The following is a 19698-nucleotide window of genomic DNA, read 5'->3' as shown; positions in this document are numbered from 1 at the left end:
CTCGGCTCGGTCGTGGCGGCGTCTCCTTGGAAGAGGTGCTCCGAGGCGATGTCGAGCCCCCACAGCGATGCGCTGGTAGACCAGCGGGACTCACCGGCGAGCCGCGCACCCACCTCGGCGCCTTTGGTACGAACGAGCAGTGCGCTGCGCTGGACCGGCGGCCCGCCCTGCACCGGGAAGTGTTGGACAGCCCCCTGTACTCCATCCGCTGCGGAAACTCCCTGAGCTCCGCTGCTCGAACTGAAGCTCGCGCCACGCACATCATCGGAGTGAAAGCCGTATCCACCATTCAAGTACAGGTCGAACCCTCGCCATGGCCCGAGGATCAGCGAGGCCTTGGGTGACACAATGCCGGTGACGTCCGATCCCGAGAAGGGCTGATAGCTGGACGTCACTTTGAACCGGTAGAGATCCGCTCGGACCCCGAGGATCGCGCGCAAGAACGACAACAATTGCGCGTCGCTCTGCACGAAAGGCGACGCGCTTTCCTCGGCGATCTGGTCTTCGCGGACCGTGGCGAGCCGCTGTCGTGCCTCGGTATGGAAGAGCCCGACACTCGCGATGTTGTCACTGCGGACGTCCACGCCGATCATCTGTCGCGTCTGGCGATCGCGCGTTCCGGAGATGATGACGTGCGAGATGCGGAGCCCTGAGACGACGCGCTGATCGGCCTGTTCGAACTGGTCTCCATGGAGCGAGTCGTCCAGGAAGTAGGTGAAGTCCGAGAACAAGTCGAGCCGATAGGCGAGAATGTAGGCGCTGGCTTTGGTGAGGGACTGCGCGCCGACATCCTGGAATTCCGTTGAGAGGCTGTAGCGATACGATGATCCCCCGTCCGTCGGGTCGATCGCGTCGAATCGCGAGATCTCGCCGGAGGACACCGCCCGCTCGGGGATCTGGTCGGTCGAGTTCCACCGGCCGTCGTAACCCATCGCGGTGACGCTCAGGCCGCGCTCCGGGGTGCCGTTGCTGTAGCGGACCAGTCCGTTGATCTTCCGATAGTCGTCCGGGTGGACCCACGGGCCGTCGTTCCGGATGAGCTCGAGGGTGCCCAGCGCGCTGCCGGATCCCAGACGAGGAGCAGCGCCAACGAGCACCCGGCGATAGCCGTCCTCGCCGGTCGTGAGCGAAGCCATCGGGCCCGGCAGCGTGTTTCGATACGAGATGTTGGCGGAGCCCGCGCTCGAGAAGTCTCCATCCTCGACCGAGTACGTGCCCTTCCGGTACTGAACCCCGCTCACCAGTTCAGGGATGACGAAGTTGAGATCGGTGTAGCCTTGTCCGTGGGCGTGCGTCGGCATGTTCACGGGGACGCCGGCGATCGTGGTCGCGAAGTCGGTGCCGTGGTCGAGGTTGAAGCCGCGCAGGTAGTACTGGTTGGCCTTCCCCTCGCCGCTGTGCTGACTGACCAGCACGCCGGGAACGCTCTCGAGGATGTCGCCGGCCCGAAGCATCGGCACGCGCGCCAGTTCCTTCGGCGCCACGAAACCCTGCGACGCGGCCGAACGCGGCGCGAGCGAACCCTCGTACGAGCCCTTCACCTCGAACGCCGGGAGGGTGAGTTTCACCTCGATGCTGTCCGCAGCCGCGTGCTTCACGGTCGTGTCGGCGGGAGCGGCGAGACCCTCCGCTCGGACCGCCGGCGGGTGGGTCAGGAGAAGGCCGATCAATCCCGCGGGAAAGACCACCATGAATTGGACGCCGCCGCCGTGTCCGAGACGCCCGGGTCCAACGAACAAGACGAATACCTCCGCCGACGGGACTTGCGTGCGTTCCCCGCGCGAGCGCCGTCCGTTGAATTGCTCGCGCCGGCACGACCTCCTCGATCGTGCCGGCGCTCAGGGCGTCGATGTCAAGCCGGAGCCGAAGTCAGGGCGGATGCGAACCTGTGAAATCCGCAATCGCCTGTCCCGTCCCGGCGAGCGCTTCCGTGACGGACGCAGACCCGGTCATGTCTACATTCCGACGTCCAGTCTGAATTGAATGCTGAAGGGCCTCCCGACCGAAGCGCCGCTGAAGAAGGCGCCCTTCAGCAGGTAGTGATTGTCGAAGACGTTGTCCAGGAAGATTTGGGGACGGATGAACGAGTTCTTCAGCGCGAACGTATAGCCGCCCGCCAGATTGACGATGAAGTTGGGATCCACGTGGATCGACTTGTTGAAGTCGAACAGCCCGGTCCCGTAGCTCGCGTCGGGTTCGTTTCCGTTGGTGAGACCGGTGCCGTAGATCCCGGTGGCGCTGGCGAAGGCCGAGTGCTTCGTCCAGGTGAGGTTCGCGACGCTCGAGATGCGCTGGTCGTGGTCGAGGTCGAAATCACCTTCGGGGTTGTCTTCGGCGAAGAACCCTCCGGTGATCGGCCCGTGACCCCAGGCATGATTGAGCGCGAAATTCAGATAGCCCGAGAGCGGCCCCGGCGGCTGAATTTCGAGAACCGCTTCGATGCCGGTGATGTCCACGTGGTCGATGTTGACCGAGGTGACGATCGCCGAGCCGGGCACCGTGTTGTCGTCGATGCCGGGCCGGCTCTGTTTGTAGTAGCCCGACAGCTTGGTCACCACGCCGACCGGGAAGCGATGCACGACACCGACCTCGTAGAAGTCGTCCTTCTCGGGCCTGGTCGGCTGAGTCGTCACGCCGCTGTCCGCGACGCTGGTGATCGCGCGCAGGTCCTCGACGTTGGTGGGCATGAAGAGCCGGCCGTAGTAGAGCCATGCCGTCGTCGCGGGAGTGACGAAGTAGCTCAGCTTGAGGCGCGGGCTCACCTGGTCCACGGTGCCGAGAAACGGTGCGTTGTGGTTGTCGTAGCGCACGCCCGGGCGGAGCTCGAAGTGCTCGCCGACCAGCAGTGCCGCCTGCGCGTAGCCCCCCACATCGTGACCTTTGAGATCCGAATCGGAAGTCGGGCCGGGCTGTCCCGCGGCGTCGGTGGTGGTGAACCGCTCGTGACCGCTGGTGAACGAGCCGGCGGCCCCGACCTTCCATTCGAGGCCGTGCCGCGGATCCGCCTGGAAGTCGACCTTGGCGCCGGTCGAGCTGAAGTTCCGATCCTCGCTCAGGTTGTAGGGCGTGGGATCCGGAAAGAAGATGAAGCTCGGGTCGTCATTCGGTCCGGGCAGATACTTGAGGGATCCGTGGCGTTCGAACACCGCCGCGAAGAGTTCCGAATGCGAGCCCTCCGGGTTCCCCAGACTGCGGCGCCAGCCCAGGTTCTCGAAGCCGTTCAGTTCCTTCTGCTCGTCGTCGAGGAACACGCCGCCGGTCGAGTCGTACGGCACGTCGAGCCGGGTGGTCGAGACGTTGACGTCGAGGTTCACCAGATCGCGCGAGTTCGGGTTCCACTGCACCTTGCCGAACCCGAACCAGTCCTCGCCGTGGTTGTGGAAGTTGTTGGCCTTGAAGTTGGTGGTGTCGAACATCACCGGTTCCTGGCGCATGTCGGTGGCCTGGCGGGTTCCCGAGAAGAAGAAGCCGAACTTGTCGGCATGGTTGCTGAAGCTGAGCCCCTGCGTGTTGGTGTTGAACGTGCCGCCCGAAGCATTGGCCGCAGCGTGGAATCCGCCGGATGGGATCTTGGTCGAGACGTCGATGATCGCGGCGTTCTTGTTCCCAAACTCGGCGTCCCACCCGCCGGTCGTGAACTGGATGCGGCTCGCCACGTCGGTGGTGAACAGCTCGTTCAGCCCGCCCGAGATGCCGGTGGTCACCGGCACGCCGTCCACGTAGTAGGTGTACTCGGCGTGTTGTCCGCGAATGTGGACTTCGCCGGTGGGAGCGCGGGCCGCGCCGGCCAGCGACTGCTGGATGATCTGCGAGGTCGTGGTGATGGGCGAGCCGTGGTACTCGTCCTCGCGGAAGACCTGATTACCGCTGCGGGTATCGAGGGCGATGGTTCCGGCTCCTGAGACCTCGGTCACCGGCATTTGAAACGGGGTGGGCGCGAGTCGGATTTTGACCCGCACGGTCTGTCCCGAAGCCGGCAGCTCGACGCTGGTGCGCGAGACCCGATAGCCGAAGTAGCGGGCCTCGACCGTATAGCTCCCCGGCGGCAGGTCGTGGATTTCGAAGCGGCCGAACGGATCGGCGCTGGTGTGGGCGACGACGCGGCCGTCCTTGAGCACCGCGACATCGGCCGCGGTCATCGGCTGCGCGTTGACGCTGTCGGTGACGGAGCCGAACAGGTCGCCCTTCTGTGAGGTGGTGGCGCCCTGCGCGTGACCGCTCCGAGGAATGAGCCACAAAGCCAGCGAAGCCAGCAGCATGAGTATCGCGACCGAGATGCGAGGGGCACTTCGCAACATCATGTACCTGTCCTTTCAGCCTCACCGCGGGCGGCGATTCGCCGCGCGCGGCACCGGGCGGTGGTCGCGCCCGATGGCCGGAGGTCCCCGGGTTCGTTCCTTCAAGTCGGAGCGTTGCCCGAGCGCGCCAGCCATGGGCGGTCGCGCCGGTCGTCGACGGTGAGGGAGCAAACCCGTCGGCCCGCCGCGTCTCGCGAAGCGGCGAACCTGTGGTCTCTAGAGAAGAGAGGGAGATGTGGCCCGGCGCGGTGCGTGCTGCATCACCGCGGGGCCGGCGAGGTCAGGCGGTGGGAGGTGCCCGACTCGGAGCAGCGTGAAGGGCGATCGTCGGCGGCGTGAGGATCGGCGCGACGATCTGGCGATGCTCGGTCCGTTCGGGCGCGGGCGCGGGAGGCAGGCCCTGCGACTCGATGATCGGAGTGTGCGCCACCACGCACAGGGCGCAGTGATCGTCTGCGCGTCCGAGGTCGTGGGAATGGACGCCGGCCATCCCCTGGGCCAGGCTCAAGACCAGCAGGATCGCGGGAATCGCGAGGCGACGGAACGCGGTCGACCTCGCGTGCGCGATCGGGAGCCGTGGCTCGATGCCGGGTTTCATGGCGGGCGGCAGCATGAGCGAGCGAGACCGCCGTCGTCAAGAGACGAGTCGCGTTTCGATGGGCACCGCTTGCCAACCCGAAGATTCCTCGCGAACCTGCGCGAAGCGCACTCCACTCGCACCCACCTACCATGGAGACCCCATGCCCGATCTGATCCTGACCGAAATTCGCGATGGGCTGGCTGTCGTGACGCTCAATCGGCCGGAGAAGCTGAACGCGTTCGGGGACGATATGCGCGAGCGGCTGGCCGGCGCGCTCGATCACGTCGCGGCGCGAGCCGACGCCCGCGTGCTGGTGATCACCGGCGCGGGCCGTGCGTTCTGCTCGGGCGGCGACGTCAAGCACATGGCCGCGCTGAAGCGTGGCGGCGCGCCGCCCGACGCGCTCACGCCGCTGCTGGCGGCCGCCGAGCGGGTGATCACGAAGCTCGCCGCGCTTCCGATCCCCACCATCGCCGCGATCAACGGCCCGGCGGCGGGCGCCGGACTCAATCTGGCGCTGGCCTGCGACCTGCGCCTCGCCTCGGAGCAGGCGACCTTCGTCGAATCGTTCGTCAGGATCGGGCTCGTCCCCGATTGGGGCGGGACGTATTTCCTGCCGCGATTCGTGGGGCTCGCCCGCGCGCTCGAGCTCATCTGGCTCGGCGAGTCGATCGATGCGAACGAAGCGCAACGCCTCGGACTGGTGTCGCACGTCTGGCCGCCGGCTTCGTTCGAGCGATCGTGGCGTGAGTTCGCGGCGCGCCTGGCCGCGTCGCCCGCGACCAGCGTGCGGCTGGCCAAACGTCTGCTGCGCGATTCGAGGCACCGCGCGCTCGCCGAGTGTCTCGCGCTCGAGAACGAAGCGCAGAAGTCCTGCTGGGCCGCGCCGGACGTGGCCGAGGGATTGCTCGCATTCGAGGAGAAGCGCGCGCCGAAGTTCACCGGCGAAGCGGCGCGACGCGAAGAGCCGAGCGGCGCCTCGCGCTTCGAGTAGCTACTTCCGGTTCTTCATCGCGGCGGCGGCTTCGCCCTGCCGCGACTCGCCGGCGCGGCGAAGCAGGGCTTCCGCGGCCGGATCGTCGGGCCGGCCGGCGAGCGCGATGCGGGCGCAGCGCGCGGCGCCGACGTAGTCGCGGTCGGCAATCAGCGCTGCGGCGAGGCGCAGGTACGGCGCCGGCCACCACGGCGCCAGCTGGGCGGCGAGCGTCCATTGCGCGCGCGCCTCGTTGTGCCCTTCGGGGGTCCGGCGCCAGCCGCTGGTGTCGCCGCGAGCGAAGGCGAGCAGCGCGTCGTCGCCGGGCGGCGGGATGACGTCGAGCCACAACGATTCCTCCATGATGCGGCGGCGGACCTCCGATTCGTCCGGGCCCGGAATCGCGGGATGGGCGTCTTGAACCGACGCCACGTCCTGCAGGAAATCCTGGTCGGCCCTCGTCTGTTCCACGGGAACGAAGGTCGAGCGATACGCGCCGCGTGGCAGCGAATCGTCGAAGCGGACCGGGACCAGCACCCAGGCCTCGCAGTCGAGGCCGTCGCGTCTCGCGGCGCGGAATTGGTAGCGACGCGCCGCGGTCGCTGCCGCCTCGTCGAGCCCCGGGATGGATCGCCTGATCTGGACTTCCCGCACCAGTCCGTCGCGGCCGACTCGCGCGCTCACCAGCACCACGCCGTCGACGCTGTCGCGCCGGGCGTCGTCCGGGTAGATCGGCGCGACGCGCGAGAGCAACCGGGGCGGATCGGTGCCACGGACGTAGGTCGGGTCCTCGCCCAGGTCCTGCGCGTGAGCGGCCGACCACATCGTGCCGAGCACGAGCGCCAGCGCCACGGCAACCGGTCTTCGGGCCATGGCCTTCAGATCGGCAACTCCGGGATCGGGCATGAGCCCGGTATGCCGGGCCCGGCGACTATCGGCTCATCGAGCCGGCCAGCCCCTTCAGCGACTCGCGGAGATGATTCCGCCAGTAGCCCCACCCGTGGCCACCCTTGAACTCCTCGTAGCGATGCGGGATGTGGAGACGGGTGAGCAGGGCGTGGAACTCGCGATTGTCGTCGAGGTTCTCGTCGCCTGCGCCGCAACTGAAGTAGAGGTGTTGCTTCCTCAGCTGATCGGCATGGGACTCCACCTGCGAAGCGGGACTGTTGGAGTTGAGGAACGCCCGGGCGGCGTCGCCCGAGCCGGCCAACGCCGGATTGATTCCCATTCCCTTCTCGAGCCGGAATCGGCCGCTCAGGCTGCCCGCGCCCCCGAACCGCTCGGGGTGACGGATCAGGAGATTGAAGGCGCCGGTGCCCCCGTCCGAAAGCCCGATCACGACGCGATCGGCGGCATCGGCTCGAGTGCGGAACATCGAATCGGTCCAGGCGACCAGGTCATTGGCGACGAAGTCTTCCATCCGCGACTTGCCATCGGCGCTGTTGAGCCACAGCGAGCGGCCGAGAGTTCCGACGCCGTTGCCGTTGGGCATCACCGCGATCATCTCGGGGATCTCGCCCTGGGCGCTCATCGAATCGAGCAGGTCGGCGCAGCGCCCCTGACCCGACCAGTTGCCGTCGCCGCCCGGCCAGCCATGGAGCAGGAAGACCACCGGATAGCGGCGATCGCTGGCCGTGGGATCGTGGTAGGAAGGTGGCAGGTAGACGCGCACGCTGTGGCCCGGGTCGTTGAGCGACTCGGATCGCATGCGCATCATTTGCACGCGGCTGTCAGCGGCGCGGAGCGCCGGTGGGCACGCCGCCACCGCGGCAACGGCGAGGGGCAGAATGACCGACAGTCCGAACCTCATCCCGCGATCCTGCCACAGTCGCTCGCGTTGACGCTCGCGGAGGCCCCGCCTATCATCCGAACTCCACTTTTCGCGCCCTTCGCGCGCCTTTCCCGCGCACATTCAGGAGAATTCCCGATGGAAGCGACCAAGACCAAACTGGTGGAATACCGGGTCAAGAACGGCGTGGCCTGGCTCGAGCTGACCGACCCGCCGGCCAACACCTATACCTACGAGATGATGCGCGATCTCGACGACGCGATCCTGCAGGCCCGCTTCGACGAGAACGTGCACGTGCTGGTGCTGCGCGGCGCGGGCGAGAAGTTCTTCTGCGCGGGCGCGAACATCAACATGCTCAAGGCCGTCAATCCCACCTTCAAGTATTTCTTCTGCCTGCACGCCAACGAGACCCTGAATCGTCTCGAGCACACGCCCAAGCTGGTGATCGCGGCGCTGAACGGCCACACCGTGGGCGGCGGACTCGAGATCGCGATGGCCGCCGACATTCGCATCGCTCGCAAGGGCGCGGGCAAGATCGGTCTGCCCGAGGTGTCGCTTGGAGTGCTGCCCGGCACCGGCGGCACCCAGCGCCTGGCGCGGCTGGTCAACAAGTCGACCGCCATCGAGCTGATGGTGACCGGCGAGACCTTCGATTTCGAGAAAGGCATGCAGATCGGCCTCGTCAATCACATCTGGGAAACGGCGACGCCCGACGAGTTCTTGGACAAGCTCCAGAAATTCGCCGAGGGCTTCTGCCCGCCCAACAAGGCCGCCAAGGCGGTGGGACGGATCAAGCGCTCGGTGCAGACTGGTGTCGAGATCCCGTTCGAGAGCGCGCTGGCGGTCGAGCGCGAGCTGCAGCAGCAGCTCTTTCAGAGCGACGACGCCAAGGAAGGGCTCGCCGCCTACGTCGAGAAGCGCAAGGCGAATTTCAGCGCAAAGTGAGGTCGGGGGGCCGCGGCGCTACGCCGCGGCCCGCTCTCGCCGCGCCCGGAAGTAAGACGCGAAGCCGGCCGGCGTCTGAACCCGCAGCAGCGCCCGCGCCACGCGCGGCAGCGCCATCGGGTCCGAGAACACCAGGAAGCGGTCCTCGAAGGCGGGATTGAATTTCCGCTTCCACCGGAACAGCCCCTTGAAATCGTAGTAGCGGGCCAGCGCGTCCATCAGGAACGTGCGCGCCGCGTCGTCGCCGGCCGGCGTTTCCGGGGGAGTGCTCGGAGCAGTCGCCATGCCGGTCACGGCTGCGGCCGCGGCGCCGGCGGGCGCCTCATCGGGAACCTTGGCGAGCGCGGAGAGCGCCAGCGAGACGAACGCGTCCCCCCGCTGCCGCACTCGATCGAGGGTCTTCACCACCAGGAACTCCATGGTGGCGGTCGGCGCGTCGTGCCGCCGGCGCATGAGGTCGATCGCCCAGCCCTGGCGCGCCCACACCGGCACGAACGCACAGAACGCCTCGACCCGCCGGGCCGGCGGATTCCAGGCGATCGCCAGCAGGTGCTGATCGAGCCGCGTGGGATCGAAGCGACCCATGCAGAATCCCTTCTCGCCGCCCTGTTTGTGGCTGAGCCATTCCGCCGAGATCTCCTTCATCTGGTCGAGCATCCCCTCGGAATCGTGGTCGGGATCGAACGGATTCTCGCCGGGAACGAAGATGCGCGCCTCGAGGCCCTGGCGCTCGAGCTTGCGAACTCCTCGCCGCAGTTCGCCGACCGCGGAGCCCTCCAGCGTGAAGCGGTCGGTCCACAGGATCGGATCCTCGCCGATGTGCAGTGCGCGCCAGCCCAGCCGCCGGTAGTCGGCCATGCGTTCGGGCCGCGCCTGGAAGAAGGCGAACTGCCAGTCACGCTCGCGGCAGTACTCGGAGAACGCCTGGAGCAGCGGAGGGATTTCCTCGGGCGGCCCGATCGGATCGCCGATCACGAGCAGCGTGTCGGACTCGAACCGGTAGGCGATCACCGCGCGGCGGTTGGCGCTGAAGAAGTAGTCGGCGTCGCTATCGAGGGCGAACGCCGCCACCGAGTTGTCGCCATAGATCCGCACCAGCTCGGCGACCCGCGCCACTTCCTGGCGATGGCGGGTCCGGTAGGTGGCCGGACGCAGGGCGGCGATCGCGAGACCCAGCGCGACGATCAGCCCGATCGGCGCCAGCGAATCGAGGAACCACGTGATCACGTGTTCCTGGTGGCGCGTCAGGGTCGCGGGCAGGGACAGCGACGGGCTGCCGATCCCGAACACGCGGTACAACGCCTCGCTGCTCGCTCGCGCGATCGACGTGGTTTCGCCGAACTGGAATTCCAGCATCCAGCAGCCGATCACCGCGTAGAGGGCGAACGCCAGCACGAACCAGGCGGCTCCCGAGCGCAGCGCGCGGAAGGTCAGCTCGCGGCTCTTCACGCGAAACGCGTCGCCGCTGATGCCGAGCAGGAAGAGCAGGCCGGCCGCCACCGTCGCTTCTTCGAAATCGAACGCCTTGAGCATGTTGACGGGCACCGAGAGCGCCGACAGGAAGAGCGCGGCGACGAACGCGCGTCGCTTGCCGCGCCACAGCCCCGAGGCCGTGACCAGCAGCAGAGCGCCGGCCACCAGCGTGAAGGTCCGGCTGGTGTCGAGGACGTCGGTCGGAAGCAGGCGCCGCAGCGCGATCAGGCGGTCGGGCGGGCGGGAGAGGAGGGCCGACCACAGGTCGATGACTCCCATCACCGCCACCGCGAGGGCGAGCAGGTGACGTGTCAGCGCGCGATTCATGTCCGATCGCGGGAACGGTAGCACAGGCGGCGCGGGCCGCGCCGCGTTGACCGGCCGCTCGGCCCGCGGCGATACTGGCTCGGCTCGCCCCTCGGCGCACCGGGCCGACCTCCCGATTCGAGGCTCCACTGCTGCTTCAAGCCACGCTCTGTCTTCTTCTGGTAGTGGGCGCCGCCGCCCCCGATACCTCGGCTCCCTCCGGCCCCTTCCTTCTCACTCCGGCGCGCCCCGACACCTCTCATGCGCCCGAGAGCGCACCGCAGCCGCTGCTCATCCCCGGGCGGTCGTACGCGGCCGACACGCTGACCCGCACCCGCTCGCAGCGCGCGCGCGAGCATCTGGCGCGCGCGAAGAAGCTGGAGTCCGACGGCAATCCCACCGCGGCGGTGGTGGAGTACCAGAACGCCGTCAATCTCGACCCCACGCTGCCGGGCGCCTACCAGCACATGGGTCAGATCTACGAGGCCTATGGCTGGCTGGCGAAGTCGGTGCAGTGCTATGCCGCCGAAGTGCAGCACCATCCCGAGAATCATGTCGCGGCGCGTCAACTCGGCGTGGCGCTGGTGCGCGTTGGCGAGATCGAGCGCGGGATCAAACAGCTCGAGCTGCTCGCCCGCGCATTCCCTCGGGATGGCGCCAACTGGCGCGCGCTCGGCTACGCCTACACGCAGGCGAAGCGCTTCGACGACGCCGAGCACGCCTTTCGCATGGCCATCGATCTGCCGCCGCTCGAAGCCGACGAGCTGCGCGATCTCGGCGTCTTGCTGGCGAATCGCGGGCGAGGAAAGGAAGCGCGCGAGCTCTATCTGCGCGCGGCCAGGGTGGATCCGAAAGACGGGTTGGTGTGGGTGAACCTCGGGAATCTCGACGCGCGCGAAGGTCACTACCAGCAGGCGCTGGCCAGCTATCGCACCGGCGCCGAGCGCGACAGCATCGCCGTCATGGCCTATCGCGGGCAGGTGCAGTCGCTGCAGGCGCTCGGCCGCGAGGACGAGATCGCCGACGTGTATCGACGATGGCTGCATTGCGCTCCGGACGACGAAGACGCGCGGCTCGACGCGGTGCAGTACTTCGCGCGAAAGGGCAGGCGGGACGTGGCGCTCGAGATCGGCCGTGAAGGCGTTCGACTCCATCCCCAATCGGGCGACGCCCACATGATCCTGGGCGTGGCCTACGGGGCGGCCGGCGACGCGCGTTCGTCGCTGGTGGAACTGCGACGTGCTCAACTGCTCTACCCCGAGCCGGACGCGAAAGGGCGTGCCGAAGGCATGATCGCCGAGTTGCGCGGCAGCGCGCCCGATTCCCTGCGCGCATTCTTCGCCGCCGACAGCATCGCGGCGTTCGAGGCCGCGAAGCGCGATTCGACGCGAAAGCCCGGGGCGCGACTGCCGAAACCCGGCATTCCCTGAGGTGCGGACGCCGGGCCGCCAGGCGCCCGGCACGGTGCGGCGCGTGGACGGCCCGCGCGCCATCCGCTAGTTTCGAGTGCCGCTGTCCGGCCGACTCGAACCCGGAGTCCCGCGCTTGAAAACTGCTCCGAACACCCTGTTTCTCGCCGCGCCGCGGGGCTTCTGCGCCGGCGTCGATCGCGCCATCGACATCGTCGAAATGGCGATCGAGGTCTACGGAGCGCCGATCTGGGTGAGACACGAGATCGTTCACAACCGGCACGTGGTCGAGGCGCTCAGAGCCAAGGGCGCGATCTTCACCGACGACCTCTCCGACGTGCCGCCCGGCTCGGTGGTGATCTTCTCGGCGCACGGCGTCTCGCCGGCGGTGCGGCGCGAAGCCGCGGAACGTGGCCTCAAGGCGCTCGACGCCACCTGTCCCCTGGTGACCAAGGTCCATCTCGAAGCGCTGCGCTACGCCAGGAACGGCTACACCATCGTCCTGATCGGACATCGCCAGCACGTCGAGGTGCAAGGCACGCAGGGCGAGGCCCCGGATGCGATCGTGGTGGTGGAGAACGTGGCCGAAGCCGAGGCGCTCGAAGTGCCGGACCCGAACAAGGTCGCCTACATCTCTCAGACCACGCTGTCGGTGGACGACGTGCGCGCGGTGGTGGAGGCGCTCAAGCGCCGTTTTCCCGCGGTGCGGGAGCCGGCCAAGGCCGACATCTGCTACGCCACCCAGAATCGCCAGGACGCGGTCAAGGAGCTGGCGAATCGCTGCCGGGTGGTGCTGGTGGTGGGCGCGCCCACCAGCAGCAACGCCAATCGCCTGGTGGAGGTGGCGGGGCAGCTCGGCGCCCGCGCCCACCTGATCGAGGCCGCCGAAGACATTCGCCCCGAGTGGCTCTCCGGAAACGTCGGCATCACCGCCGGCGCTTCGACGCCCGAGCACGTGGTGCGGGCCTGCGTCGAGCGGGTCTGCGCGCTCGGCGATTACCGCGTCGAGGAATTCCGGCTCGCCGAGGAGCGCGTGATGTTCCCGTTGCCCGGGGAATTGCTGGCGGTGGCACGCCGGCAGGGAGTCGAAGTCGGCGCGGGCAATCAGCGGGCCGCCGATCGCGCCGAAACCGAATTCAAGATCCGGCATCACTGACCCGCATGCTGACCTCGCGCGCGCTGCTGGTGCCGAGCCTGCCGACGCTGCTGATCGACGAGCAGCGCGGCACCCCCACCGAGATGCTCGCGGCGCTCGCCGCCGAGGCCGCGGAGCTCGAGGCCGAGAGGCCCGAGGCGTTCGTGGTGGTGTCGTCGCGCTGGATCAGCGCCGGCGCGTTTCACGCCGACGACGCGCGCGAGCACCGCTCGCTCATCGATCTGCCCGGCTTCGGCGTCGAGCCGCGCTACGACTGTTCCGGTGCGCCGGCGCTGGCGCACGCGATCGTCGAGCAAGCGCGAAGGGCCGGCTTGCGCGCGAGCGCGGCGAGGCGCGGCGTCGACACCGGCGCGTCGGTGCCGCTGCACTTCCTGGCGCGAACGCGGCGAGCGAGCGTGGTGCCGGCATCGCTGTCGAGCGCGACCTCCGACGAGCACCGGCGCTGGGGCGCCTGTCTGCGGCAAGCGCTGGCCGCCTGGAAGACGCGGGTCGCGTTCGTGGTGAGCGGCGGCCTCACCTTCAATCCGCACGAGTTCAATCTCAAGCGCGGCAATCCCCAGACCCGCGAGCTCGACGAGCGCGTGCTCGAGGCGCTGCGGCGCGGCGACTGGGGCCAGCTCCCGGCGCTGGAGCACGACCGCGATGAGCGCACGCCGGCCGAGGCTGGCTGGCGCCATCTCGAAGTGCTGCGCGGATTCCTGTCGCGCGATCTGACCGGCGAGGTGCGGGCCTACGAGTCGCTGCCGGGGTTCGGCGCGGCCCTGATTCGCTTCGAGATCGCCGCCGAAGTCATCGCGTAGCGCCATGCGTATTCTGCTCGTCAACGCCTTCCACTGGCTCAAGGGAGGCGTGGAACGCACCTATTTCGACGAGTCGCGCTGGCTCGCGGCCGCGGGGCACGAAGTCGCACATTTCGCGGTGCGCGACCCGCGCAATCTTCCCAGTCCGACCGCCAAGCATTTCGCGCCACCGGCCGACTTCACCGAAGGTGGAGGCCTCGGCCAGATCGCGCAACTGCCGCGCGTGTTCTGGTCGGCGCCGGCGGCGCGAGCGATGGACGGGCTGCTCGACGAGTTCCGGCCGGACGTCGCGCATTTTCACGCGCCGAGCCGGCATCTCACCCCGTCGGTGTTCGAGCCGCTCGCCCGCGCGGGAGTCCCGGTGGTGATGACGCTCCATGATTGGAAACCGTGGTGCACGAATCGCATCCTGTTCGCGCACGATGGTCCGTGCGAGCGCTGCAAGGGCGGGCGCCACTGGCGGTCTCTCGCCACCGGCTGCGTGCAGGAGTCGCGCGCCCGGAGCGCGATCGGCATGGTCGAGGCCTACCTGCACGAGGCGCGGCACGCCTACGACAGCGTCCGGCTGTGGATCGCGCCGTCTCGGTTCGTCCTCGACAAGGCGATCGAGTTCGGCGTGCCTCGCGCCAGGCTGCGCCTGCTCTCGCACGGCGTCGAGCCCGCCACGGAAAAAGGCTCGACCCGCGAGGCGGCGCCCGATCGCTTCGCGCTCTTCGCCGGCCGGCTGTCGGTGGAAAAAGGCGTGCGGCTGCTGCCGGCGATCGCCGCCGCCATCGCGCCGGCGCCGCTGCGGGTGGCCGGCGAGGGCCCGCTGGGCGACTGGCTCCAGGGCCAGGGCGTGGCGAACCTCCAGAGACTCGGCCACCTCGAGGACGCGACGCTGGCAGATCTCCGCGCCCGGAGCGCGGCGGTCGTGGCCCCGAGTCTCTTCTACGAACACTTCGGCTACACGGTGGCCGAGGCGCTGCTGGACGCTCGCCCGGTGGTGGCGGCCCGGATCGGCGGGCTGCCCGAACTGGTCGAGCACGAGGTCACCGGACTGGTCGCGCCGCCGGGCGACGCGGCGGCGATCGGCGCTCTGCTGAAGCGCGCGCTCGAGGATCCGCGCGCGCCGAGCTGGGGAGAGGCGGGTCGCGCCCGCGTGCGGGAGGTCGGTGATCCCGCGCGCCACGTCAATGGGCTGCTGGCGATCTACAACGAAGCGAAAGCGAGGGCGACATGAGAGTGAGTGCCATGAACTGGCGGCAGGTCGAAGCCTGGCTCGAGCGCGACGACCGCGCGGTGGTCCCGCTCGGCTCCACCGAGCAGCACGCGCAGCTCAGCCTGTCCACCGATTCGCTGCTGGCCGAGCGCGTCTCGCTCGACGCTGCCGAGCCGCTCGGCATCCCGGTCTTCCCGGTGATCTCCTACGGCATCACCCCGATGTTCCGCGCCTATCCCGGCACGGTGTGCATGCGGGTCGAGACGCTGCTCGCGGTGATGCGCGACGTCTTCGATTCGCTGGCCGCTTCAGGATTCCGCCGGATCCTGGTGGTCAACGGCCACGGCGGAAACAGTCCGGTGGGAAGCGTCATCCACGAGTGGATCGGCGACCAGCACGGCGTGCAGGTGAAGCTCCACAACTGGTGGAACGCGCCGCGCGTGCTGGCCAAGGTGCAGGAGATCGACGCGAACGCCTCGCACGCCTCGTGGATGGAGAGCTTCACCTTCACGCGAGTTCCCGGCGTCACGCCGCCCGAGACGCCGAAGCCGATGCTGGATCTGAGCAAGCTTCAAGGCCGCGATCCTGCGGCAATTCGAGAGTTCATTGGCGACGGCAGTTTCGGCGGCCGCTATCAGCGTCCGGATTCGGACATGGATGTGCTCTGGCGCGTGGCCGTCGAGGAGACGCGAGATTTGATGCAGTCGGGCTGGCTGTGAGAGCGTTCCCGGCCGTTTGGCGATGCGCGCGTCGCGCGTCGCAATACCCAAAGGAGCCGTCGATGAAGCGAATCCTGGCTGCGCTGTTTCTGGTGGCGGCGATCGGGGTCATGGCGCCGCGTGCGCTCCACGCCGACGATGCCGCGATCAAGTCCGCGATGGTGGCGAGCATGATGGACGCGGGCGGCAAGATCGAGGAGCTGGCGGCGGCGATGCCCGACAAGAAGTACGACTGGCGGCCCGAGAAGGGCGTGCGTTCGGTGCGCGAGGTCTACCTGCACGTGGTGGCCGCCAACTATCAGCTCGCCTCGGTGGTCGGCGCCAAGCCGCCGATGTCGATGCAGGAGCTGGACGGGCTCGAGAAGACCACGCCCGACAAGGCCAAGCTCGGACAGATGCTGAAGGACTCGTACGCATTCGCGAGTGACGCGATCAACAACACGCCGGAATCCGAAATGGGGACGGAGGTCGACTTCTTCGGGAACAAGAAGACCAAGCTGTCGGTGCTGATGTCGCTGGTGAGCCACTCGCACGAGCATCTGGGCCAGTCGATCGCCTACGCGCGAATGAACGGCGTGACGCCGCCGTGGACCGCGCGGCAGGAAGAGGCCGCCAAGAAGGCGGCGGCGGGGAAAAAGGCGGGGATGTAGCCGGCGTTCCTATTCTTGCGCTTCGAATTCCCACGGCGTGCGGTTCGCTTCGAGCCGCACGCCGAGTCCTTGCACCAGCCGATTGGTGAGGTTGTAGTAGGCCGTGATCTCGGTGGCCTTGAGGATCGCGGCATCGTCGAAACCGTACTCGCGCAGGCGCTCGATATCGGCGGCGGTGCGTTCCTCCGGTTCGCAGGTGAGCGCGACCGCGTGGTCGAGCAGCACCCGATCACGCGCCGGCAGATCGGCCTCGCGATAGTCGAGCGCCACCGCGTGCGCCACCGCGTCGTTGCCGAGCGCCGCCGCCAGCTTCGGGCCGTGATGCGCGACGCAGTAGCCGCAGCCGTTGGTGGCCGAGACCACCACCGCGATCGCCTCCACCTGGGCTCGCGAAAGTGGGGCGGGGTCTCTCATGAGCGCTCGATACAGCGCCCAGATCCGCTCGAGGCCCGCGGGGTCCAGCCCGAGGCCCTGCCACAGCGAGGCGAGCTGGCCGCTGGAGGATGATTGCTCGATGCGGTCGAACAGCTGGTGGAGAGTCGGGTCGGCCTGCTCGCGCGCGATCGAACGGATCCAGCTCATGGTGGCTCCCGAAGGGGGGCAGGGGTTGTAGGCGGAACGCGGCATGGTAGGTGGCGGTCGGATCGGGGTCAACGCGGCGCGCCGTCATGAAATTGCAAGCGCGGAGCGGCCGGCTCGCTTGTCCGGGCGCCGCGCGACGGCCTAGAGTCGATGCGTGAATCGCACGCTCTGGGTCGGCGTCCTGGCGGCGCTGCTGGTGCTGGCCGGCGCCTATGTGGCGCTCGGTCCGCTCGCGCCGCGCCCGGCGCCGAAATCCTCCCCGCCGACGGCGGCCGAACTCGACCATCCCGGCGAAGACGTCGTGGCGAAGGCGATGGCGGGGCTGCCGCGCGACGGCGGCGCTTCCGTCGATTCGAGCGCGATCAAGGCGCGGTGGCACGACGAGGTCAATGGCATGGATCTCTCGCCGCTCACGCCCGCCCAGCGCGAGATCTTCCTACGCTTCGCCAACAGCGAGCGCTGCACCTGCGGCTGCGGCTACACCCTGGCCGGATGCAAGGCCTCCGACATGTCGTGCGAGATCAGCGGGCCGCGTCTCGACGCGCTGATGGATTCGGTGAGAACCGGGAAGATTCGCAGCGCGCGTGGCGTGCGCGCGCGTCCATCCAGCGGTTGACACTCCCATTCACCGGGGCTAACTTCGGCCTCGTTCCCACCGCCAGCGAACGCAATCCGAGGCGCGATTCCAGCGCCTCTTCCGTCACGGAGGTGTCTCATGCCGTTCCCCAAGCTGACCCCCAGAACCTTCCCGAGCATTCGCGAATTGAGCGGCATTTCGCAGCGCACCATGGAAGAGCACTACGAGCTCTACAAAGGCTACGTCGCCAAGACCAACGAGATCCAGGACAAGCTCGGCACCGTGGATCGCGGCAGCGCCAACCAGGTCTTCAGCGATCTTCGCTCGCTCCGCGTGGATCTTTCCTTCGCGATTGGCGGCGTGAAGAATCACGAGACCTACTTCGGCCACCTCGGCGGCAAGGGCGGCGCCCCCACCGGCAAGATCGCCGAGCTGATCGGTCGCGACTTTCCGTCGGTGGATGGCTGGCTTCAGGACTTCAAGGCATCGGGGCTCGCGGCGCGCGGCTGGGTGTGGCTCGCCTACGACCATGACTGGAATACGCTGACCACGGTGGTGGGCGACGCGCAGAACACGTTTCCGCTCTGGAATGCCACCCCGGTGCTCGCCCTCGATGTGTACGAACACGCCTACTGGCTCGACTACGGGCGCGCCCGCGCCAAGTACATCGAGGCGTTCTTCCAGAACCTCGACTGGGGGGCGGTGAACGCGAATCTCGACAAGGCGCTCGCCATGCAGGCAGTGGCCAAGTAACGCAACAGAGACCGAAGGGGAGTCGTACCCCCACGCGGCGGGCTCCGAACGGAGCCCGCCCGTGCTTCCAGGAGGAAACATGGCAGTCAGCCTGCTGCCGGTGATCGGAAAACCAGCGCCGGATTTCACGCTGCCTTCGACCACCGGAGAGAACATCTCGCTCAAGCAGTACAAGGGAAAGCGCACCGTGGTGCTGTTCTTCTATCCGAAGGACGAGACTCCCGGGTGCACCAAGGAAGCCTGTTCGTTCCGCGACAACTACGCCGAGATCGAGCGCGCGAACGTCGTGCTGCTCGGGATTTCCAACGATCCGATGGAATCCCATCTCGCGTTTCGCGATCATCACAAGCTGCCTTTCCCGCTGCTCTCCGACGAGGACGCCTCGGTCTCGAAGCTCTACGGCGTGTACAAGCAGAAGAACCTGTACGGCAAGAAGTACATGGGCATCGAGCGCACTACGGTGGTGATCGACCGCACCGGGCGGATCGCGCAGATCTGGCCGAAGGTGAAGGTCGACGGGCACGTTCAGGATGTGCTGGAGTTCGTCAAGGAAGACTGAGTCGTCGCCGAGCTGCTGAAACGAAGTTCGTAGACGTCGCGGCCCCGCTCGCCCGCCCTGGCGCGGAGGTGCCGGTGGAACAGGGTCCCAGGCAGCCGGTTCCCGTGTTTCCCCTGCCCGGCCTCGTGCTGTTCCCGCACGTGGCCGTACCGCTCCACATCTTCGAGCTGCGCTACCGCACCATGGTGCGTGACGCGCTTTCGGCCGAGCGGATGATCGCGCTGGCGCTGCTCAAGCCCGGCTGGGAACAGGATTACGCCGGCAGCCCCGAATTCCATCCACTCGCTTGCCTCGCGCGAATCGAGAATGTCGAGTGGCTCCCCAACGATTGCTACGATCTGCTGGTACGCGGCGTCTCACGCGTGCGCCTGGCTCGCATCACGCGCGAGTATCCGTACCGGGCCGCATCCGTCGAGCTGCGCCCGCAGCATCCCTATCCCGAGGACGACCCGCTGGTGCGGATCGAGCGCAAGGCGCTGCTCGACGCCTGCCAGCGGCTGGCGGCGGCGCGCGGCGCCGAACCGCCCGGGAACGAACTGGCCTACGAGGCGCTCGTCAACGCGGTATGCGCGGGGTCGCCCATGTCGCCGGCCGAGAAGCTCGCGTTGCTGGAGCTCGACAGCGTGATCGAGCGCGGCCGACAGGCGCGCGAGTGGCTTGAGCGGCGGATGAGGGCGGGCGGGGAGCGCGCGCCGGGCAGCGGCGAACACAACTGAGCGGTTGTGTGGCGGAGAGTGTTGATGGCGGGGATCGTGCAGAGCGATCCCGGCCATGGACCTCTCCGGCAATTCGTTCAAGCCACCCTTCTGCCCCAGGCCGTGGTGCCGCTTCCACTTGAGCCCCTCGGGCTGGCGCTGGGTCCGCTTCGGCTCCTTCACCCGCCAGTGTCTACCCCGTTGCATTCCCCGCTTCCGCTGTCGACACTGCG

General features: G+C 68.1%; 19 protein-coding genes. 12 read left to right on the top strand and 7 right to left on the bottom strand.

Annotation, left to right across the window (positions count from 1 at the left end; all coding sequences use genetic code 11):
• The 3 genes from VMJ70_06985 to VMJ70_06975 form a co-directional block, all read right to left on the bottom strand.
• The coding region (locus VMJ70_06985; protein HTO90863.1) for a TonB-dependent receptor plug domain-containing protein at positions 1–1739 on the bottom strand (1739 nt) is incomplete at its 3' end.
• A gap of 216 nt (positions 1740–1955) precedes the next feature.
• Positions 1956–4301 carry a TonB-dependent receptor gene (locus VMJ70_06980; GenBank protein HTO90862.1) on the bottom strand — a complete coding sequence of 782 codons (2346 nt, stop codon included), beginning with the start codon at positions 4299–4301 and terminating at the stop codon, positions 1956–1958.
• Positions 4302–4578: 277 nt separating this feature from the next.
• Positions 4579–4911 carry a hypothetical protein gene (locus VMJ70_06975; GenBank protein ID HTO90861.1) on the bottom strand — a complete coding sequence of 111 codons (333 nt, stop codon included), beginning with the start codon at positions 4909–4911 and terminating at the stop codon, positions 4579–4581.
• A gap of 127 nt (positions 4912–5038) precedes the next feature.
• On the opposite strand from VMJ70_06975, the gene VMJ70_06970 reads away from it, so the two are divergent.
• A complete protein-coding gene (locus VMJ70_06970) occupies positions 5039–5872 on the top strand; it encodes an enoyl-CoA hydratase (protein ID HTO90860.1) in 834 nt (277 codons plus the stop codon).
• Here the strand turns inward: VMJ70_06970 and VMJ70_06965 are convergent, their stop codons facing one another.
• Entirely contained in the window at positions 5873–6724 is an 852-nt protein-coding gene (locus VMJ70_06965; protein HTO90859.1) for an energy transducer TonB, read from the bottom strand. It abuts the gene before it with no gap.
• A gap of 58 nt (positions 6725–6782) precedes the next feature.
• Complete coding sequence (locus tag VMJ70_06960) at positions 6783–7661, bottom strand: alpha/beta hydrolase-fold protein (GenBank protein ID HTO90858.1); 879 nt, start codon at positions 7659–7661, stop codon at positions 6783–6785.
• Positions 7662–7778: 117 nt separating this feature from the next.
• Here VMJ70_06960 and VMJ70_06955 point away from each other — a divergent pair, with 117 nt between their 5' ends.
• Entirely contained in the window at positions 7779–8585 is an 807-nt protein-coding gene (locus tag VMJ70_06955; protein HTO90857.1) for an enoyl-CoA hydratase/isomerase family protein, read from the top strand.
• An 18-nt stretch (positions 8586–8603) separates the two neighbouring features.
• Here VMJ70_06955 and VMJ70_06950 read toward each other — a convergent pair whose 3' ends face one another.
• Positions 8604–10385 (bottom strand): phosphatidylglycerol lysyltransferase domain-containing protein, encoded by a 1782-nt coding sequence (locus VMJ70_06950; GenBank protein HTO90856.1) that lies wholly within the window; start codon positions 10383–10385, stop codon positions 8604–8606.
• A 164-nt stretch (positions 10386–10549) separates the two neighbouring features.
• Between VMJ70_06950 and VMJ70_06945 the strand changes: the two genes are divergently transcribed.
• The 6 genes from VMJ70_06945 to VMJ70_06920 all read left to right on the top strand — a co-directional run bounded on the left by VMJ70_06945 (position 10550) and on the right by VMJ70_06920 (position 16299).
• Positions 10550–11794: a tetratricopeptide repeat protein gene (locus tag VMJ70_06945; protein ID HTO90855.1), complete on the top strand. Its 1245-nt coding sequence runs from the start codon at positions 10550–10552 to the stop codon at positions 11792–11794.
• A 115-nt stretch (positions 11795–11909) separates the two neighbouring features.
• Positions 11910–12929, top strand: coding sequence for a 4-hydroxy-3-methylbut-2-enyl diphosphate reductase (gene ispH / locus VMJ70_06940; GenBank protein HTO90854.1), 1020 nt, complete (start codon positions 11910–11912; stop codon positions 12927–12929).
• A 5-nt stretch (positions 12930–12934) separates the two neighbouring features.
• Positions 12935–13729, top strand: a complete 795-nt coding sequence (locus tag VMJ70_06935; protein ID HTO90853.1) for a hypothetical protein — start codon at positions 12935–12937, stop codon at positions 13727–13729.
• A 4-nt stretch (positions 13730–13733) separates the two neighbouring features.
• A complete protein-coding gene (locus tag VMJ70_06930) occupies positions 13734–14951 on the top strand; it encodes a glycosyltransferase (protein ID HTO90852.1) in 1218 nt (405 codons plus the stop codon).
• Positions 14948–15649 (top strand): creatininase family protein, encoded by a 702-nt coding sequence (locus tag VMJ70_06925; protein HTO90851.1) that lies wholly within the window; start codon positions 14948–14950, stop codon positions 15647–15649. Before VMJ70_06930 ends, VMJ70_06925 begins: the two co-directional genes overlap by 4 nt.
• A 62-nt stretch (positions 15650–15711) precedes the next feature.
• On the top strand, positions 15712–16299 hold the full coding sequence (locus VMJ70_06920) for a DinB family protein (protein HTO90850.1): 588 nt from the start codon (positions 15712–15714) through the stop codon (positions 16297–16299).
• A gap of 9 nt (positions 16300–16308) precedes the next feature.
• Here the strand turns inward: VMJ70_06920 and VMJ70_06915 are convergent, their stop codons facing one another.
• On the bottom strand, positions 16309–16881 hold the full coding sequence (locus tag VMJ70_06915) for a peroxidase-related enzyme (protein ID HTO90849.1): 573 nt from the start codon (positions 16879–16881) through the stop codon (positions 16309–16311).
• A gap of 154 nt (positions 16882–17035) precedes the next feature.
• On the opposite strand from VMJ70_06915, the gene VMJ70_06910 reads away from it, so the two are divergent.
• From VMJ70_06910 to VMJ70_06895, 4 genes are all read left to right on the top strand, one after another.
• Entirely contained in the window at positions 17036–17497 is a 462-nt protein-coding gene (locus VMJ70_06910) for a hypothetical protein (GenBank protein ID HTO90848.1), read from the top strand.
• 99 nt (positions 17498–17596) lie between these two features.
• A complete protein-coding gene (locus VMJ70_06905) occupies positions 17597–18211 on the top strand; it encodes a Fe-Mn family superoxide dismutase (GenBank protein ID HTO90847.1) in 615 nt (204 codons plus the stop codon).
• Positions 18212–18290: 79 nt separating this feature from the next.
• A complete protein-coding gene (gene bcp / locus VMJ70_06900) occupies positions 18291–18770 on the top strand; it encodes a thioredoxin-dependent thiol peroxidase (protein ID HTO90846.1) in 480 nt (159 codons plus the stop codon).
• 74 nt (positions 18771–18844) lie between these two features.
• Positions 18845–19486 (top strand): LON peptidase substrate-binding domain-containing protein, encoded by a 642-nt coding sequence (locus VMJ70_06895; protein HTO90845.1) that lies wholly within the window; start codon positions 18845–18847, stop codon positions 19484–19486.
• Positions 19487–19698: the final 212 nt, after the last annotated feature.

It is taken from the genome of Candidatus Sulfotelmatobacter sp. (assembly GCA_035498555.1).
In the GTDB taxonomy this organism is placed as follows: Bacteria; Eisenbacteria; RBG-16-71-46; order RBG-16-71-46; family RBG-16-71-46; genus DATKAB01.
The sequence above is the reverse complement of the archived record's forward strand: the minus strand, read 5'-3'. Positions and strand labels throughout refer to the sequence as shown.

Bases quoted from the DNA above. Each gene is read 5' to 3' on its own strand.
- VMJ70_06925 (HTO90851.1), top strand. From the start codon at position 14,948: ATGAGAGTGAGTGCCATGAACTGGCGGCAGGTCGAAGCCTGGCTCGAG.
- VMJ70_06920 (HTO90850.1), top strand. From the start codon at position 15,712: ATGAAGCGAATCCTGGCTGCGCTGTTTCTGGTGGCGGCGATCGGGGTC.
- VMJ70_06960 (HTO90858.1), bottom strand. From the start codon at position 7,661: ATGAGGTTCGGACTGTCGGTCATTCTGCCCCTCGCCGTTGCCGCGGTG.
- VMJ70_06965 (HTO90859.1), bottom strand. From the start codon at position 6,724: ATGGCCCGAAGACCGGTTGCCGTGGCGCTGGCGCTCGTGCTCGGCACG.
- VMJ70_06975 (HTO90861.1), bottom strand. From the start codon at position 4,911: ATGCTGCCGCCCGCCATGAAACCCGGCATCGAGCCACGGCTCCCGATC.
- VMJ70_06955 (HTO90857.1), top strand. From the start codon at position 7,779: ATGGAAGCGACCAAGACCAAACTGGTGGAATACCGGGTCAAGAACGGC.
- VMJ70_06970 (HTO90860.1), top strand. From the start codon at position 5,039: ATGCCCGATCTGATCCTGACCGAAATTCGCGATGGGCTGGCTGTCGTG.
- VMJ70_06935 (HTO90853.1), top strand. From the start codon at position 12,935: ATGCTGACCTCGCGCGCGCTGCTGGTGCCGAGCCTGCCGACGCTGCTG.
- VMJ70_06905 (HTO90847.1), top strand. From the start codon at position 17,597: ATGCCGTTCCCCAAGCTGACCCCCAGAACCTTCCCGAGCATTCGCGAA.
- VMJ70_06950 (HTO90856.1), bottom strand. From the start codon at position 10,385: ATGAATCGCGCGCTGACACGTCACCTGCTCGCCCTCGCGGTGGCGGTG.
- VMJ70_06915 (HTO90849.1), bottom strand. From the start codon at position 16,881: ATGAGCTGGATCCGTTCGATCGCGCGCGAGCAGGCCGACCCGACTCTC.
- VMJ70_06930 (HTO90852.1), top strand. From the start codon at position 13,734: ATGCGTATTCTGCTCGTCAACGCCTTCCACTGGCTCAAGGGAGGCGTG.
- VMJ70_06980 (HTO90862.1), bottom strand. From the start codon at position 4,301: ATGATGTTGCGAAGTGCCCCTCGCATCTCGGTCGCGATACTCATGCTG.
- bcp (HTO90846.1), top strand. From the start codon at position 18,291: ATGGCAGTCAGCCTGCTGCCGGTGATCGGAAAACCAGCGCCGGATTTC.